The organism is Massilia sp. Masssp93, from assembly GCF_059491295.1.
The window spans coordinates 752,891-768,669 of sequence record NZ_CP168502.1 but is presented as its reverse complement, the minus strand read 5'-3'; the positions used below and the strand labels follow the sequence as shown (position 1 = coordinate 768,669).

Here is a 15,779-nt window from a genome sequence, read left to right as displayed (position 1 = left end):
AACGGACGAGAAGACATGACGCATAACGACACGGGCAATGTCGAGGCGACCCTCGACGAGGTCTTGATCACGCACGAACTCGCACGCCGCCCGGCGCGTGCGCCCGACCACTGCGCGGAGAACCGCGCCCTCACCCTCCTCAGCCTCGAGCTCGTGACGCATCCGCATGGCGTACTGCAGCGGCTCGCCGAACTCGCGCTGCAACTGTGCCGCGCCGGCACGGCCGGCGTCAGCGTGCTGGAACGCGGCGACGACGGCGACGTGTTCCGCTGGCCCGCCGTGGCCGGCGCGCACACCGGCGTGCTCGGGAGCGCGATACCGCGCGCGGCCAGTCCGTGCGGCGTTGTCGTCGAGCGCAACATGACGCTGCTGTTCGACGCGCCGGACCGCTGCTTCCCGGCGCTGCGCTGCGGCGGTCCGCCGCTGGCGGAATGCCTGCTGGTGCCGTGGACGATCGACGGCCGGCCGGCCGGCACCGTCTGGGCCGTCGCCCACGACCACGAGCGCCGGTTCGACGCCGAGGATGCGCGCCTGCTGGCGGCGCTGTCGTCCTTCGCCGCGGCCGCGCACCGGGCCGTGACGGCGCTGGACGGCGACGGCCGGCGCGTCGACCACGGCCTGGCGGCGCAGCGCGACGACGAACGGCGCCAGGCTTTCCTGCTGCGCCTGAACGACGCACTGCGCCCGCTGGCCGATCCGCGCCGCATCCAGGCCGAAGCCGCGCGCGTGCTGCGCGAACACCTCGGCGTCGACCGGATCGGCTATGCGGCCGACTGCGGCGACGGCGAACACCTGATCGTCACGTACGCCGACGGCGCCACCGCGCCGGCGCTCGCGGACAAGCTGCGCTACGCCGACTACGGCGCCGGCCTGCTGGCCGCGCTGCGCACGGGCCGCCCGGTCGTGCGGCCGGACGTGCGGGCCGATCCGGCGCTGGACGCCGCCGCCCGCGCGGCGCATGCGGCGCTCGGCGCCGCCGCGGTGGCGGACATGCCGCTCGTGAAGGACGGCCGGCTCGTCGCCGTCCTGTTCGCGCACCACGGCCGGCCACGCGCCTGGAGCGACGCCGACCTGGCCCTGATGCAGGAAACGGCCGAACGCACCTGGGCCACCGTCGAACGCGCGCAGGCCGAGACCGAGCGCGAAGCGGCCCACGCGGCGCTGATGCGCCAGTCGCGCTTCGTCGCGACGACGCTCGATGCCCTGCCCGATTTCGTGTACGCGTTCGACCGCGCGCACCGCTTCGTCTACGTCAACCGCGCAATGGAAGAACTGTTCGGGGCGCGCGCGGGCGACCTGCTGGGACGCAGCTTCGCCGACCTGGGCCACCCGTCCGACCTGGCCGCGCGCCTGGACGAGCACCTCGATACCATCTTCCGCACCGGCGTCACCATCCAGGACGAAGTGTTCTTCACGAGCCCCACGGGCACGAGCGCCTATTTCCAGTTCCGCTGGGGGCCGGTGCTGGCCGAGGACGGCTCGGTCGAGCAGGTCGTGGGCGTCTCGCGCGACACGACGGGCCGCCGCATGCTGGAAGCGCGCCTGCGCGAGAGCGAGGAACGCGCGGCCTTCCTGCTGCGCCTGTCCGACGCCATGCGGTCGCTGGACGCGCTCGACGCGATCGAGACGACCGCCACCCGCATGCTGGGCGCGCACCTGGGCGCCAGCCGCGTGCTGATCGGCGAATTCGAGGACAGCCGGGTCCACATCCGGCGCGACCACGTGGACGGCGTGGCGTCGCTGGCCGGCACGTATCCGCTGCCCGCGCTGGGCATGCGCGCGCTCGCCGCGTTCGACCGGGGCGAAGCGTTCGTCGTCGAGGACATGGCGCGCGACCCGCTCGTGGACGGCGCCGCGCGCGCGGGCTGGTGCGGCGCCGGCATCGCGGCCCAGGTCGGCGTCGGCCTGTTTTCCGGCGGCCGCGTCGCGGGCGCGTTCTTCGTGCACCACGCGGCGCCGCGCCACTGGAGCGGCGCCGAAGTGAACCTCGTGCGCGAGGTCGCGGAGCGGACGTGGGCCGCGATCGAGCGCGTGCGCGCCGAGCAGGCGCTGAAGGAAGCGGACCGGCGCAAGGACGAATTCCTCGCCACGCTGGCGCACGAGCTGCGCAATCCGCTCGCGCCGATCAGCAACGCGATCCAGCTGCTGCGCCGTTCCGACGGCCCGGCGGCGACCGACCGCCTGTTCGGCATCGTCGAGCGCCAGGTGCGGCAGATCGTCAAGCTGGTCGACGACCTGATGGAGATCGCGCGCATCTCGCGCGGCAAGATCGAACTGGCCAGGTGTCCGCTGCCGCTCGCCGACATCGTGCGCGACGCCGTCGATGCCAGCCGCCCGCAGTTCGAGCGGGCCGGCCACCGCCTCGACGTCGCGCTGCCGGACGAACCCCTCGTCGTGCACGGCGACGCCGTGCGGCTGACGCAGGTGCTCACGAACCTGATCAACAACGCCGCCAAGTACACGGACGCCGGCGGACGCATCGAACTGGCCGCGCAGCGCTGCGGGAGCACCGTCGCCCTGGCGGTGGTCGACAACGGCCGCGGCATCCCGGCCGCCCAGCTGCCGCGCGTGTTCGACATGTTCGCGCAGCCGCACCTGGACAACAAGGGCGGCGGCGACGGCCTGGGCATCGGCCTCGCCATCGTGCGCAAGCTCGTCGAGATGCACGAGGGGACCGTGGAAGCGCACAGCGCGGGCCCCGGCCAGGGCAGCGAATTCATCGTGCGCCTGCCGCTGCTGCCGGACACCGCGCCGGACGCCTGCGCGGATACGCCATGCGGCACGCTGGCCGGCCATCGCATCCTCGTCGTCGACGACAACGCCGACGCGGCCGACACGCTGGCCCTGCTGCTGGAATCGCACGGTGCGCGGGCGCGGGCCGTGTACGGCGGGCCGGCCGCGCTGGCGAGCCTGCCGCGGTTCGCGCCGGACGTCGTGCTGCTCGACCTGGGCATGCCGGACATGGACGGCTTCGACGTCGCGCGCGCCATGCGGACCGCGGGCGGCGCGCGCGTGCGCATCGTCGCCCTCACTGGCTGGGGCCAGCAGGCCGACCGCGCCCGCACGCGCGCGGCCGGCTTCGATCATCACCTGACCAAGCCGGTCGACCTGCAGGCGCTGGCGGCCTGGTTAAGCGGGGCGTAGTTCGCGCACCCGCTGGAACGTGCGGGCCTCGCCATCCTCGGGCACGCTCACGCGCGCGCGCAGGCCCTGCCCGTCAAGCCAGGCGCGCAGGTTGGCGCGCGACAGCACGCAGTGGTTCACGGCCTCCAGGTGGCTCGCGACGATGGACGCCCGCGGCGCGGCGCGCGCCACCCGGCCCACGTCGTCCAGGTCCATGATGATGGCGCCGAGGCCCGGCACCTGCGCGTCGCCGCAGTTCAGCACGACGACGTCCGGATCGTACGTTTCCAGCGCCGCCGCCACGTGCGCGTTCCACACGGTGTCGCCGGCGATGTACAGCGTCGGCTCGTCGGGATGGCGCAGCACGATGCCGGACACCTCGCCCATGCGTGCGCCGATCGCCGCCATGACGGCATCGCTGCCGTGCTGGCCGCCGGTCCGGGCGATGCGGATGCCGTCGAACGGCGTGTCCCCGTCCGCCGCGAGCGGCCGCACGTCGGTGAAGCCGTCGGCGCGGATGGCGTCGGCATCGGCCCCATTCTGCGCGAACACGGGCAGGCCGCGCGGCAGCACGCGGCGCGCCGTCTCGTCCCAGTGGTCGAGGTGCAGGTGCGTGACGACGACGGCGTCCACGTCGAGCAGCGTGGCCAGCGGCACGGGCAGGTCGACGAGGGGATTGGCGAGGTGGCTGTTGGCCGTGCCGGCAAAGCCGGGGTAGGCGCCCCGCCCGGCCAGCAGCGGGTCGATGAGGAGGGTCTTGCCGGCGTAGTCGACGAGCAGGGTGGCGTTGCGGATCTGGGTGAGTTGCATGGCGGCTCCTTGTGGTTCGTGTACCGCCATTCTCGCGGCGCGGGGTAAAACCCGACAGTGGCCCGCAGGACACCTTTCGATATAATCGGGCCATGACCCGATCCGCTCCTCCTTCGTACCGCGTGGCCGTCATCGCCTTCGACGGCATGACGCCGTTCCACCTGTCCGTGCCCTGCCTCGTGTTCAGCGGCCGCCCCGGCGCGGACGCGCGCTCCCGCTTCGAGCTGACCGTGTGCGGCGCCGGCCCCGAAACGCCGCTGGCGACGAGCGCCGGCTTCGCCATCGTGCCGCGCCACGGCCTGGAAGCGCTGGCGCACGCCGACATCGTCGTCATGCCGGCCTGGTACGACGATTGCCGCCCCGCGCCGCCCGCGCTGCTGGACGCCCTGCGCGCGGCCCACGGACGCGGCGCCTGCATCGTCGCGCTGTGCCTGGGCGCCTTCCCGGTGGCCGAAGCGGGCCTGCTGGACGGCCGCACCGCGGCCACGCACTGGGCCGTGGCACCGGAACTGGCGCGCCGCCATCCGCGCGTGAAAGTCGATCCGGACGTGCTGTACGTGGACGACGGCGACGTGCTGACGTCGGCCGGCGTGGCCGCCGGCATCGACTGCTGCCTGCACCTGCTGCGCCGGCTGTGCGGCGCGGATGCCGCGAACCACGTGGCGCGCATGCTCGTGGTGGCGCCGCACCGGCAAGGCGGCCAGGCCCAGTTCATCGAGCGGCCGCTGCCCGTGTCGGGCACGGACGGCCGGCTGACCGCGGTGCTGGACTGGGTGGCGCGGCACCTCGGAGAAGAACACGCCATCGACGACCTGGCGCGGCGCGCCGCCATGAGCCGGCGTAACTTCACGCGTCACTTCCGCCAGGCGACGGGCACGTCGTTCAAGCAATGGCTGCTGGCCCAGCGGCTGGCGCACGCGCGCTGGATGCTGGAGACGGGCGATGCCGCGGTCGAAGTGGTAGCGCAGGAAGCGGGCTTCGGCTCCGCGCTGTCGCTGCGCCAGCACTTCCGCACCGCGCTGCAGACGTCGCCGGCGGCGTACCGCAAGGCGTTCCGGCTACGTCCCGGGTAAGGCCTCGTGGGCGCGGGACGTGCCCAGCCACGCGTGCAGCATGGCCAGGTCGACGGGCTTGGTGAGATGGAAATCGAACCCGGCGCCGCGCGTGCGTTCGCGGTCGCGCTCCTGGCCCCACCCGGTCAGCGCGACGATGCGCACGCCGCACCAGGCGGGATCGGCGCGGATGCGGCGCGCCACTTCGAAGCCGTCCATGTCCGGCATGCCCAGGTCCAGCAGCACCGCGTGCGGACGCGGGCCGGGCAGCGCGGCCAGCGCCGCGGCGCCGTCGTACACGGCACGCGCCCGGGCGCCGTCCGCTTCGAGCAGCATGGCGAGCGTGTCGGCCGCGTCCTGGTTGTCGTCGACGACGAGGATGCACTGCCCGGCCAGCGGCACCGTGCCGGCCGCCGCCGCGTCGTCGTCGGCCGCGTCGTGCGCGTCCGCCAGCGGCAGGCGCACGACGAATTCGCTGCCATGTCCCGCGCCGGCGCTCTTCGCCTCGACGGTCCCGCCATGCATCTGCACGAGGCCGCGCACCATCGCGAGCCCGATCCCGAGCCCGCCGTGCCCGCGCCCGGCCGCGCGGTGCGCCTGCGTGAACATGTCGAACACCTCGGGCAGGTGGCCGGGCGGGATGCCGATGCCGTTGTCGCGCACCGCGATCTCGACGTCAAGCCCGACGCGGCGCGCGGCCAGCTCGATGCGGCCGCCCAGGTCCGTGTACTTGGCCGCGTTGTTCAGCAGGTTGGCGAGAACCTGCGTGAGGCGCACGCTGTCGGCGTACAGCGTGACCGGCTCGTCGGGCAGGCGCACGTCCAGGTGGTGGCGCATCTGGTCGATCAGGGGCCGGCTCGTCTCGACGGCGCCGTGCACGACGTCGGCCAGCAGCAGCGGCTGCGGGTGCAGTTCGATCTTGTCGCGGGTGATGCGCGCGATCTCCAGCAGGTCGTCGACGAGCTTGATCATCTGGCGCACCTGGCGTCCCAGCATCTCGACCAGCCGGTCGGCGCGGCGCCGTCCGTCCGGATGGCGCAGCAGGTGCACGGCGTTGCTGATCGGCGCGAGCGGGTTGCGCAGTTCGTGCGCCAGCACGGCCAGGAATTCGTCCTTGCGGCGGTCGGTCTCCTTGAGCGCCTGTTCGGCCAGCACGGCGTCGGTGATGTCGAGCGAGGCCCCCACATGGCCCGCGTAGCTGCCGTCCGGCGCGAACAGCGGCTGCGCGTAATTGTCGAACCAGCGCCACTGGCCGTCGTGGCGCAGCAGGCGGTCGAGGTTGCGCCAGGGCCGGCGCGCGCGCACGGCCTCCATGTAGTCGGCGATGTAGGCCGGCGCGTCGTCCGGGTGCACCAGCGCATGCCAGCGCACGCCCATCAGGTCCTCGAACGGCTTGCCGGCGAAGTCGAGATAGTACTGGTTGACGAACACGTTGCGGGCCTGCTCGTCGTTCTGCCAGATCAGCACGGGCACCGTGTTCGCCAGCGTGCGGAAGCGCAGTTCCGACGCCCGCAGTTCTTCCTCGACGCGCTTGCGCGCCGTGATGTCCTGCACGATGTTCACGGCGCCGCCGAGCGCGCCCGCGTGGTCGCGCAGCGGCGTGATGTTCAGCAGGACGTCGATGCGGCTGCCGTCCGGCCGTTCGATGGACAGTTCGCGGTCGACGACGGGCTCGCCGCCGGCCAGCACGTCGTGCAGCGGCGCCGTGAAATTGGTCAGCCGGTGGCCGTTCGCGGCGCATGCGCCCACGCCCCAGCAGGCCGGCGTCTCGCCGGGCGGGCCGCCGCACAGCCGGTCGGCGCACGCGTTGTGGAATACGACGGTCCCCGCCGCGTCGCACGCGACGACGCCGGCGGGAATCGCGCCGAGCAGGTCGCGGTAGCGCTGCTCGCTGGCGCGCAGCGCGTCGTCGGCCTGGCGCCGCTGGGCGATCTCGTGTTCGAGCATGCGGTTATGTCCCGCCAGCACGCGCGTGCGCTCCTCGGCCGCGTGCACGAGGTCGCGCCTGCTCTCGGCCGTCTCCTCGAACGCGACGATGGCCTGGTACGCCGCGGCCGCGAAATCGGCCAGGTTGCACAGCACGCGCGCGTCTTCCGCGTCGAACCGGCGCTCCTCGCGGTGGCTGATCACCCACACGGTCCCCAATGCGCGCCCCTCGGCCACCCACGGCGCGAGCAGGCTCTCGATCAGGGGCGGATCGAAGCCCAGCATCGCTTCGAAGCAGCGCTCGCCGTACCGCATCAGCATGATTTGATTGCGGTCGACTACGACGCCGCACGGGCTGCGGTCGAACTCGATGGTGCCGCCCAGGTGCTCCGCGAACAGCCCGGCCGCCGCATGCCAGCGGAACACGCGCCGTCCATCCAGCTCCTCCAGCAGGCTGATGCCGGCCGAGTCGGCGTCGCACAGCTCCAGCACCAGCTCGGCCAGTTTCTGCGGGACGCCGTGCGGATCGACGGCCAGTTGCCGGGCGAGCGCGGCCATGGCACGGTTCTCGGCCGCGTGATCCGGCGCCCGGCGCGGGCGCCGCTCCAGCTCCGCCGTGATGAGCACGTCGTCGACGCAGGACGCGACGGATGAGGGTTGGGTCGCCATCGAAGCAGGACCGAGTGGTTGGTCAGCCCATGCTACCGAAAAGCACGGCGCCGCGGCGCGCCATTTGCATTGCATGCGCAATCAAGCGGGGGCGGCAGCCAACCCCATCTTCGCAAGCGTCAAGGTCTCGTCCGCCCGGCCCCAGCCGCCGTCGGCGACCTCCTCCACCAGCACCATCGTGTAGGGCCGCACCTGCTCGCCGAAATACTCGACGAACATGGCCGTCGTGCGGTGGATGATCTCTTCCTTGCGGGCGGCGTCGACGACGCCTTCTGGAAATTTGAAATTTGCGAACGGCATGGATGGTCCTCGTCATGAATGGGCGGCGACGGGTGTCGCCGTCCCATGCATTGTGGCCATTCGCGCCCCGAGGATAAATGCGGAGAAATGGAAAAGTCCGTTCGGCGCGGCGCAACAGCCGGCGGCGGCCCGGATTCCCTCAGCATCCGCCGGTATTGACCTTGAGGACGGGAACGCCCGTGCCGTTATACGTGTACTGAACGGAGCATTGGGTGGGCGTCGGCGCGCTCTCGATTCGCCATCCGGCGTCGCCGTTGGGCAGCTTGTTGTTCCCGAAACCGTAAAACGTAAAGCCGTCGACTTGGATGCCCGCTGCCGAGAGATAGCAGCCGCCACTCGGGACGGTCATGCTTTGCAGGACCGCGCCGATGCCGTCGCACCACCGGTCGGGGTAGCCATTCCAGACCCGCAACTGGGTTGCGGAGTCCATGCTGACAAACGTCAGGTCGGTCACACCGGCCGGCGTGCCCGCCCCTCGTATCGCAGTCAGAGACTTGACCATGCCGATGCCCGTTTTAACGGATCCGGCCAGCGCCTGAAGCGAGGAAACGCGGGCCGACGACCCGAGGTCCACGAATTTCGGCAAGGCCACCGCCGATAACACGCCAAGGATGACGATCACGACAATCAGTTCGATCAGCGTAAAGCCCTGGGTCCGCCCGGTATGGATGGCGTTGATTCTATGTATTTGTCGATGCATGACAGGGTTGCGAATTCGATATAGAAACGAGCAGCAAATGGTCTGGTTTCTTGGCAGCAAGAATTTTTTCAGTATATCCACGTGGCGCCGCTTTGACTACGACATGGTTTGCGAAACGTTGTAACCATGCGTGGTCCGTGCCCCGATTGCGCTACCATACAGTCGAGAGCCACTCTTGACGCATGCATGGAACTGGAACTGATCACGCGCCGTCCGGCCCGGCCTCGTCCGGACAGCCCGCACCTGCTGCTGGTGCACGGCATCTGCGTGGGCGCCTGGGTGTGGGAAGAACACGTCATGCCCTGGTTCGCCGACGCCGGCTTCGAAGTGCATGCGCTCAGCCTGCGCGGCCACGGCGGCAGCGGCGGCCGCGAGCGCCTGAACGACTGGCGCCTGGCCGACTACACGGACGACCTGCGCCGCGCCGTCGCGCAACTGGACGGCGGACCGCTGGTCGTCGTCGGCCACTCGCTCGGCGGCGCCGTCGTGCAGGACTGGGTGCGCAGCGGCGGCCACGCGGCCGGGGTCGCGCTGCTCGCGTCCGTGCCGCCGTGGGGCCTCGCGTATTCGGCGTGGCAGATGATGCTGTCGTCGCCCGACCTGTTCCAGCAACTGGCGCGCCTGAGCTTCGCCGACGCGCAGTCGCTCGACCCCGACGCCATGCGCCGCCACCTGTTTTCCGACGACCTCCCCGACGCCGACTATGCCCGCTTCGCCGGCCGCGTGCAGGGCGAGTCGCGCCACGTCGGCATCGAACTGCAGGGCTGGCGGCCGTTCGCGCCGATGCCCTGGCAGTCGCCGCCGATGTTCGTGCTGGGCGGCCTGGACGACCGCTTCATCCGTCCCGACGCCGTGCGCGGCACCGCCACCTATTACGGCGCCACGCCGCACCTCGTGCCGCGGCTGGCGCACGCGCTCATGCTCGATCCGCGCTGGGAAGACGCGGCCCGGCCCCTGCTCGACTGGGTGCTGCGGCTGCCCGCGTGAATGCCGCCGCGCCATGCTAGAGTGACGTTTTACGGCTTTCGACGACCATGGCACACCCGCTCGACAACGTCTTCTGGAACTGCCTCAACGGCCCCCACCGCCACCTCGCCACCGGCACCGACCGCGCGCGCCGCTACGCGCCGGGCTTTTCGCCCATCGCCGGCTTCCCCGATCCGCATGCGCCCGACTTCGCCGCGCTGCGTCCGTTCTGCGTGCCCGGCGAACAGTTGTATTGCGACGCCTGGTCAGGCCCCGTGCCGGACGGCTGGCGCATCACGGCGGAGGCCACCATGTTCCGTCTCGTGTGGGACGGCCGCGCGGGCCCGGCGCACGACCCGGCCGCGGACGCCCTGCCGCTGGGTCCCGCGCACGTCGACCAGGCCATGGCGCTGGCCCAGCTGACGCGCCCCGGCCCGTTCGGCCCGCGCACCATCGAACTGGGCGAATACTTCGGTTATGTCGAAGACGGCCGCCTCGTCGCGATGGCCGGCGAGCGCATGGCGGCGCACAGCCTGCGCGAGATCAGCGGCGTCTGCACGCATCCCGACCACCAGGGCCGCGGCTACGCGAAGCGCCTGGTGCAAAAGCTCGTCATGCGCCAGCTGGCGCGCGCGAACACGCCGTTCCTGCACGTGATGAGCGCCAACCGGCGCGCGCACGACCTTTATCTGCGCATGGGTTTCCGCGACTGGTGCGAAACGGTCGTGCGGGTCGTCACGCCATGCTGACCTACGCCGGCCGTCATTTTTTTTCGCAGGACCGATTCGTTTCGCCATCCGCCGGCGTCTATGCGGATGCGAACCCTCCTGTCCGGGTTCATGGAGAACCGATATGACCACCACCCTGATCAACATCTTCACCGTCGCGCCGGAAAACCTCGACCGCCTCGTGACCCTGCTGCGGCAAGGCACGGAGGCGTGGATTTCGAAAGTCCCCGGCTTCGTGTCGTCCACGCTGCACATCGCCCGCGACAACCGCCGCGTCGTCATCTACGGCCAATGGCGCAGCGCCGACGACATCGCGGCGATGCGCCAGCATCCCGAGATGCCGGCCTACTTCGAACGCGTGAAGGCCATCGCGCAGATGGACGCCATCACCTGCGACGCCGCCTCGACCGTCGCCGCCGCATGACCCGGGCCGCGCCGTCCGCCATCCAGTCGGTCGACCTGGAGCGCCTGCGCCCCCGGCTGCACCGCTATTGCACGCGCATGGTCGCATCCGTGCTCGACGCCGAGGACATCGTGCAGGATGCGCTCGTGCGCGCGCTGGAGTCGCCGCCACCGGACCGTCCCATCGACAATCCGGAGGGCTGGCTGTTCCGCATCGCGCACAACCTGGCGCTCGACCTGTTGCGGCGCCGGGCCCGCGCGCCCGCCATGCGCGACGAGGACGAGGTGGATGCGATCGCCGACGCGCACGACGAGCAGGCGCGCCGCGAAGCGACGTCGGCCAGCCTGCCGGCGTTCATGCGCCTGTCCCCGGCGCAGCGCAGCGCCGTCATTCTGTTCGACGTGCTGGACTACTCCGCCGACGAGGTCAGCGACATCCTCGACACGACCGTGCCCGCGGTGAAATCGGCCCTGCAGCGCGGGCGCGGACGCCTGCGCGAACTGGCCGGGCACGGGACCGGCGCCGCCACGCACGCCGCCTTGCCGGACGCGGAACGGCGGCTGCTGCAGCGCTACGTCGACCTGTTCAACGCGCGCGATTTCGACGCGCTGCGCGAGACGCTGGCGGCCGACGTGCGGCTCGACCTCGCGAACCGGCTGCGGCTGCAGGGCGCCGCCGTCGGCAAGTACTTCACGCGCTATGGCCAATCCACGGGTTGGACGGCATGGCCGGGCCTCGTGGAAGGGCTGCCCGCGGTGCTGATCCGGCAGTCGGACGGCGCCCCTGGGCGGCCGGATTATTTCGTCGTCCTCGGCTGGGCGGATGGACGCGTGGCGTCGATCCGGGACTTTTTGTTCGCCCGCTATGCCATGCAGGATGCGGAATATGTCTGCCTGCCGGCGTGAATGGCGTCTTTTTACGGCGTACGGGCGCCCCCCGTCGTTCCCGCGCAGGCGGGAACCCAAGTTTGCCGGCGCTGCCGTAACGCACGAAAACTTGGGCCCCCGCCTGCGCGGGGGCGACGGTGTTTATGCGCGGGGGCGACGGAGTTATGCGGGGACGCGACGGCGTTATCCGTGAGGCGACGGGTTTATGCACGCGAACGACGCCGCTTTTTCACACCAGCCCGGTCACGTAATAAAACCCGATCACGAAAAACACCGCCAGCGTCTTGATGACGGTGACGGCAAAGATCTCGCGATACGATTCCTTGTGCGTGAGCCCCGTCACGGCCAGCAGCGTGATGACGGCACCGTTGTGCGGCAAGGTGTCCATGCCGCCGCTCGCCATCGACACGACGCGGTGCAGCACTTCCAGCGGGATCTGCGCGGCCTGCGCGCCCTTGATGAACAGGTCCGACATCGCGGCCAGCGCGATGCTCATGCCGCCCGACGCGGACCCCGTGATGCCGGCGAGGGAACTCACCGACACGGCCGCGTTGACGAGCGGGTTCGGGATGCTCTTGAGCGCATCGCCGACGACGATGAAGCCCGGGAGCGCCGCGACCACGCCGCCGAAACCATACTCGGACGCCGTGTTCATCGCGGCCAGCAGCGCGCCGCCGACGGCCGCCTTCGATCCGTCCGCGAAACGGCCGGCGACGCGCCGGAACGCGGTCACGATCACGACGACGATCCCCAGCAGCAGCGCCGCTTCCACCGACCAGATCGCGACGACGGTCTTGACGGTGGCCGTCACCGGCGTGTGCACGCCGGGCAGGATCGCGGCCGGCACGGTGTACGCATCGCCATACCATTGCGGGATCGCGCGCGTGAGGACGAAGTTCGCGACGCCCACGACGATGAGCGGCAGGATCGCCAGCGCCGGATGCGGCAGCGACGTGGACGGGATGCGCTCCGGCTCGTTGACGAGCGAGCTGCCGTAGCCTTCGCCGCGCGCCATCGCCGCGCGGCGGCGCCATTCGAGGTAACCGAGGCCCACGACGACGATGAACAGCGAGCCGACGGTGCCCAGCACGGGCGCGGCCCACGACGTCGTCTTGAAGAACGTGGTCGGGATGATGTTCTGGATCTGCGGGGTGCCCGGCAGCGAATCCATCGTGAACGAGAACGCGCCCAGTGCGATCGCGCCCGGCATCAGGCGTTTCGGAATATTGCTCTGGCGGTAGAGCTCGGCCGCGAACGGATACACGGCGAACACGACGACGAACAACGACACGCCGCCATAGGTCAGCAGCGCACACACGGCGACGATCACGGCGTTCGCGCGCGCGCGGCCGATGTAGCGGATGGCGGCGTTGACGATGGATTCCGAAAAGCCGGACAGCTCGATCACCTTGCCGAACACGGCGCCCAGCATGAACACGGGGAAGTACAGCTTGACGAAGCCGACCATCTTTTCCATGAAGATGCCGGTGAATACGGGCGCGACGGCCGCCGGCGCCGTCAGCAGCACCGCGCCCAGGGCCGCGATCGGCGCGAACAGGATGACGCTGTAGCCGCGGTAGGCGGCGAACATCAGGAACGCCAGCGCGGCGAGAACGATGATGAATGACATATGCCTCCTCTCTCTTTTGTTACGGCCGGGATCGCCGTGAGCCGTCCGGCTGCCGATTATTATTGATTCGACAAATCTTTGATATACGTAAAATTACGGTCGCCGGATCGGCGCCATGGGCGGCACATGTCACACCGCTGATGTTACACAGCCACACATTTGCACGTTAGCGCACCGGATTCCCACATTCACAGCCGCGATACTGCATACACATATTGATGATTTCGCAAAGAAAATGATATTTTCGAGAATCATCGGCCCATGTGTTCGGAGGATTGCCGTGCCCGTTGTAAGTGCAGAGCTCCTGTTGCTGCTGATGCCTCTCGCGGCGGTCATCGCCGTCGTCCTGGGCCGGCAGCAGCAACGCCTGGCGGACGCCGGGCGCGAAAGCATGGACATGCGTCGCGCCATGCTGACCCTCGAAGCCGCGCTCGCCCACGTGCCGGTCGGACTGGCCGTGCTCGACCTCGACCTGCGCTACCTGCGCATCAACCGCCTGCTGGCCGACATCAACGGGCTGCCGCCCGAGGACCACGTCGGCAAGTCGATCCACGACGTCGTTCCGGAAATCGCGGCCGCCGCCGAAATCCGCATCCGCCAGGTCATGGCGACGGGGCGGCCCATCGTCGGTTCCGTCTTCGAAGGCGCGACGCCCGCCCAGCCGCACGTGCGCCGCGTCTGGCGCGAAAGCCTCCATCCGGTATTCGACGGCGCCGAAACGCTGCTGGGCGTGACGGTCATCGTCGAGGAGATCACCGAACAGCGGCGCCTGGCGGGCGCCCTGCAGGACAGCCAGCGGCGCGAGCAGCGCCGCACGAGCGAGCTGGAAGGCCTGATGCAGGCGGCGCCCGCCGCGCTGTTCCTCGCCAGTGACCGCGAATGCCGGCGCGTCAAGGCCAATCCCGTCGCCGAACGCCTGCTGCGCCTGCGCCGCGGCGAGAATCCCGGGCCCGACGCCCCGGGCGGACGGGCATTCGCCGTGTATGCCGGCGCCACGCTGCTGGCCCTCGACCAGTTGCCGCTGCAGCGCGCCGCCGCCAGCGGCGAGGAAATCCGCGGCGAAACGCTGACGGTGCGCTTTGCCGACGACGAACGGCTGCACGTCGTCATCAACGCCGTGCCCCTGCGCGACGAGACGGGCGCAGTGGTGGGCGCCGTCGCCGGCTTCGTCGAGGCGCCGGCCCACGCGAAAGCCGAGATTGATGCGTAATCCAGGCGATGTTCAATGAATGAGATGACAAGTTTGCGCGGATAATACCGGCATGACGACCACGATTCCATCCACGACGACGGCCGCGGCCACGGCAGGCAGCAAGACCCTGTCCGACCTGTACGGCAGCGCCGTGAAATCGCTCACCGCGCGCAGCACGGGCCTGCAGGGCATCGACGCGCAGATCCGGCGCGACGACGCGCGCCTGTCCACGCTGGGCCGGCTCGCCAACGTGCTGGACGACGTGAAGTCCGTCGCCGGCACGGTCGCGGCCAGCGGCATGAAACTGGCCGCGCAGGTCGACGGCAAGGCGGTCGACGCGCGCATCACGGCATCCGGCGCCGTGGCCGGCACGCACAAGGTCGACGTGAAGCAGCTGGCCCAGGCCCAGCAACTGTCGACCGTCCGGGTGGCGTCCGGCACCACGGCCATCGGCAGCGGCGCGCCGACCGTCATCCGGATCGGGACGGGAAACGACACGAAGACGATCCGCATCGGCGCGCCCGACAACACGCTGGAAGGCATCGCCGCCGCATTCAAGGCGGCCGGCGTGGATGCGAAGCTGGTATCCGGCGACAAAGGCGTGGCGCTGACCTTGAGCAGCCAGCCCGGCGCCGCGAACGCGATGCGCGTGCAGGTCTCCGGCGACCCGGCGTTGCAGGCGCTGCTGGCGTGGCAGCCGCCGGCGCGCGGCACGGTCACGCAGACGAGCGCCGCGCAGGACGCGGTCGTGAACGTCGACGGCAAGACCGTCACGAGCGCCGGCAACAGGCTGGCGGGCGCCATCGCCGGCGTCACGCTCGACCTCAAGGCGACGGGCGCCGGCACGGTCACGATCGCCGGGGACAACGACGCCATCGCGCGCAACGTGAAGGCCTTCGCCGCCGCCGTCAACGGCCTGCCGGCGCGCCTGGCAGGCCTCAAGTCGGGCGACGTCGCCTCCGACCGCCTGCTCGCGCACATCCAGGATCAGGTCGCGCGGCTCGTCGGCGGCGCCGATCCGGCCGCGCTGGCGGCCATCGGCGTCGGCACGAAGAACGGCAAGCTGACGGTCGACGAGACGAAGCTGAACGCGGCCATCGCCGCCGCGCCCGACCGGGTGGCGAAGGTGTTCGCCGACGGCGGCACGGGCCTCGCCGACAAGCTCGGCGCCGGACTCGCGCAGCAGCTGGCGACGGGCAGCACGCTCGCAGACCAGGCCGCGGCCGTGACGAAGGACCGCGACGCGCTCGCCGGCAAGAAGACGCAGATGACCCAGGCCGTCAACGCGCAGGCGAGCCGCCTGGTGCAGCAATACGCGAGCGCGGGCGCCAACTCGCTGTTCGGCATGATGAGCGAGGGACGGCCGGCGTCGGCGTTCGACTTCCTCGCCTGA

General features: G+C 70.6%; 13 protein-coding genes. 8 read left to right on the top strand and 5 right to left on the bottom strand.

Going from position 1 to position 15,779, the window contains the following annotated elements; all coding sequences use genetic code 11:
* Positions 1 to 15: 15 nt before the first annotated feature.
* The gene (locus ACEN9Q_RS03360) at positions 16 to 3,144 is read left to right on the top strand and encodes a hybrid sensor histidine kinase/response regulator (protein ID WP_495627367.1); all 3,129 of its coding nucleotides are present in this window, start codon (positions 16 to 18) and stop codon (positions 3,142 to 3,144) included.
* Here ACEN9Q_RS03360 and ACEN9Q_RS03355 read toward each other — a convergent pair.
* Positions 3,130 to 3,933, bottom strand: a complete 804-nt coding sequence (locus ACEN9Q_RS03355) for an MBL fold metallo-hydrolase (RefSeq protein WP_495627366.1) — start codon at positions 3,931 to 3,933, stop codon at positions 3,130 to 3,132. The genes ACEN9Q_RS03360 and ACEN9Q_RS03355 overlap by 15 nt on opposite strands.
* 92 nt (positions 3,934 to 4,025) lie before the next feature.
* On the opposite strand from ACEN9Q_RS03355, the gene ACEN9Q_RS03350 reads away from it, so the two are divergent.
* On the top strand, positions 4,026 to 5,006 hold the full coding sequence (locus ACEN9Q_RS03350) for a GlxA family transcriptional regulator (protein WP_495627365.1): 981 nt from the start codon (positions 4,026 to 4,028) through the stop codon (positions 5,004 to 5,006).
* On the opposite strand, the gene ACEN9Q_RS03345 is transcribed toward ACEN9Q_RS03350, so the two are convergent.
* The 3 genes from ACEN9Q_RS03345 to ACEN9Q_RS03335 form a co-directional block, all read right to left on the bottom strand.
* Positions 4,992 to 7,580 (bottom strand): hybrid sensor histidine kinase/response regulator, encoded by a 2,589-nt coding sequence (locus ACEN9Q_RS03345; RefSeq protein WP_495627364.1) that lies wholly within the window; start codon positions 7,578 to 7,580, stop codon positions 4,992 to 4,994. The two genes, ACEN9Q_RS03350 and ACEN9Q_RS03345, sit on opposite strands and share 15 nt — an antisense overlap.
* A gap of 81 nt (positions 7,581 to 7,661) precedes the next feature.
* A complete protein-coding gene (locus ACEN9Q_RS03340; protein ID WP_056439407.1) occupies positions 7,662 to 7,880 on the bottom strand; it encodes a tautomerase family protein in 219 nt (72 codons plus the stop codon).
* Between the two features lie 139 nt (positions 7,881 to 8,019).
* Positions 8,020 to 8,661: a type II secretion system protein gene (locus tag ACEN9Q_RS03335; protein ID WP_495627363.1), complete on the bottom strand. Its 642-nt coding sequence runs from the start codon at positions 8,659 to 8,661 to the stop codon at positions 8,020 to 8,022.
* Positions 8,662 to 8,766: 105 nt separating this feature from the next.
* On the opposite strand from ACEN9Q_RS03335, the gene ACEN9Q_RS03330 reads away from it, so the two are divergent.
* The 4 genes from ACEN9Q_RS03330 to ACEN9Q_RS03315 all read left to right on the top strand — a co-directional run bounded on the left by ACEN9Q_RS03330 (position 8,767) and on the right by ACEN9Q_RS03315 (position 11,582).
* Positions 8,767 to 9,567 carry an alpha/beta hydrolase gene (locus tag ACEN9Q_RS03330; protein ID WP_495627362.1) on the top strand — a complete coding sequence of 267 codons (801 nt, stop codon included), beginning with the start codon at positions 8,767 to 8,769 and terminating at the stop codon, positions 9,565 to 9,567.
* A gap of 47 nt (positions 9,568 to 9,614) precedes the next feature.
* Positions 9,615 to 10,295, top strand: a complete 681-nt coding sequence (locus ACEN9Q_RS03325; protein ID WP_495627361.1) for a GNAT family N-acetyltransferase — start codon at positions 9,615 to 9,617, stop codon at positions 10,293 to 10,295.
* A gap of 103 nt (positions 10,296 to 10,398) precedes the next feature.
* Positions 10,399 to 10,698 carry a putative quinol monooxygenase gene (locus tag ACEN9Q_RS03320; protein ID WP_495627360.1) on the top strand — a complete coding sequence of 100 codons (300 nt, stop codon included), beginning with the start codon at positions 10,399 to 10,401 and terminating at the stop codon, positions 10,696 to 10,698.
* Positions 10,695 to 11,582 (top strand): sigma-70 family RNA polymerase sigma factor, encoded by an 888-nt coding sequence (locus ACEN9Q_RS03315; RefSeq protein ID WP_495627359.1) that lies wholly within the window; start codon positions 10,695 to 10,697, stop codon positions 11,580 to 11,582. The genes ACEN9Q_RS03320 and ACEN9Q_RS03315 overlap by 4 nt, the downstream gene beginning before the upstream one ends.
* A 211-nt stretch (positions 11,583 to 11,793) precedes the next feature.
* Here ACEN9Q_RS03315 and ACEN9Q_RS03310 read toward each other — a convergent pair whose 3' ends face one another.
* Positions 11,794 to 13,194, bottom strand: a complete 1,401-nt coding sequence (locus ACEN9Q_RS03310; RefSeq protein ID WP_495627358.1) for a GntP family permease — start codon at positions 13,192 to 13,194, stop codon at positions 11,794 to 11,796.
* 280 nt (positions 13,195 to 13,474) lie between these two features.
* On the opposite strand from ACEN9Q_RS03310, the gene ACEN9Q_RS03305 reads away from it, so the two are divergent.
* Together ACEN9Q_RS03305 and fliD are read left to right on the top strand one after the other, a co-directional pair.
* Positions 13,475 to 14,404 carry a PAS domain-containing protein gene (locus ACEN9Q_RS03305; protein ID WP_495627357.1) on the top strand — a complete coding sequence of 310 codons (930 nt, stop codon included), beginning with the start codon at positions 13,475 to 13,477 and terminating at the stop codon, positions 14,402 to 14,404.
* A gap of 52 nt (positions 14,405 to 14,456) precedes the next feature.
* The gene (fliD, locus tag ACEN9Q_RS03300; protein WP_495627356.1) at positions 14,457 to 15,779 is read left to right on the top strand and encodes a flagellar filament capping protein FliD; all 1,323 of its coding nucleotides are present in this window, start codon (positions 14,457 to 14,459) and stop codon (positions 15,777 to 15,779) included.

What these genes read in the sequence shown, in the direction of transcription:
- ACEN9Q_RS03360 (WP_495627367.1), top strand. Translation starts at nt 16, where the DNA reads ATGACGCATAACGACACGGGCAATGTCGAGGCGACCCTCGACGAGGTC.
- ACEN9Q_RS03355 (WP_495627366.1), bottom strand. Translation starts at nt 3,933, where the DNA reads ATGCAACTCACCCAGATCCGCAACGCCACCCTGCTCGTCGACTACGCC.
- ACEN9Q_RS03350 (WP_495627365.1), top strand. Translation starts at nt 4,026, where the DNA reads ATGACCCGATCCGCTCCTCCTTCGTACCGCGTGGCCGTCATCGCCTTC.
- ACEN9Q_RS03345 (WP_495627364.1), bottom strand. Translation starts at nt 7,580, where the DNA reads ATGGCGACCCAACCCTCATCCGTCGCGTCCTGCGTCGACGACGTGCTC.
- ACEN9Q_RS03340 (WP_056439407.1), bottom strand. Translation starts at nt 7,880, where the DNA reads ATGCCGTTCGCAAATTTCAAATTTCCAGAAGGCGTCGTCGACGCCGCC.
- ACEN9Q_RS03330 (WP_495627362.1), top strand. Translation starts at nt 8,767, where the DNA reads ATGGAACTGGAACTGATCACGCGCCGTCCGGCCCGGCCTCGTCCGGAC.
- ACEN9Q_RS03325 (WP_495627361.1), top strand. Translation starts at nt 9,615, where the DNA reads ATGGCACACCCGCTCGACAACGTCTTCTGGAACTGCCTCAACGGCCCC.
- ACEN9Q_RS03320 (WP_495627360.1), top strand. Translation starts at nt 10,399, where the DNA reads ATGACCACCACCCTGATCAACATCTTCACCGTCGCGCCGGAAAACCTC.
- ACEN9Q_RS03315 (WP_495627359.1), top strand. Translation starts at nt 10,695, where the DNA reads ATGACCCGGGCCGCGCCGTCCGCCATCCAGTCGGTCGACCTGGAGCGC.
- ACEN9Q_RS03310 (WP_495627358.1), bottom strand. Translation starts at nt 13,194, where the DNA reads ATGTCATTCATCATCGTTCTCGCCGCGCTGGCGTTCCTGATGTTCGCC.
- fliD (WP_495627356.1), top strand. Translation starts at nt 14,457, where the DNA reads ATGACGACCACGATTCCATCCACGACGACGGCCGCGGCCACGGCAGGC.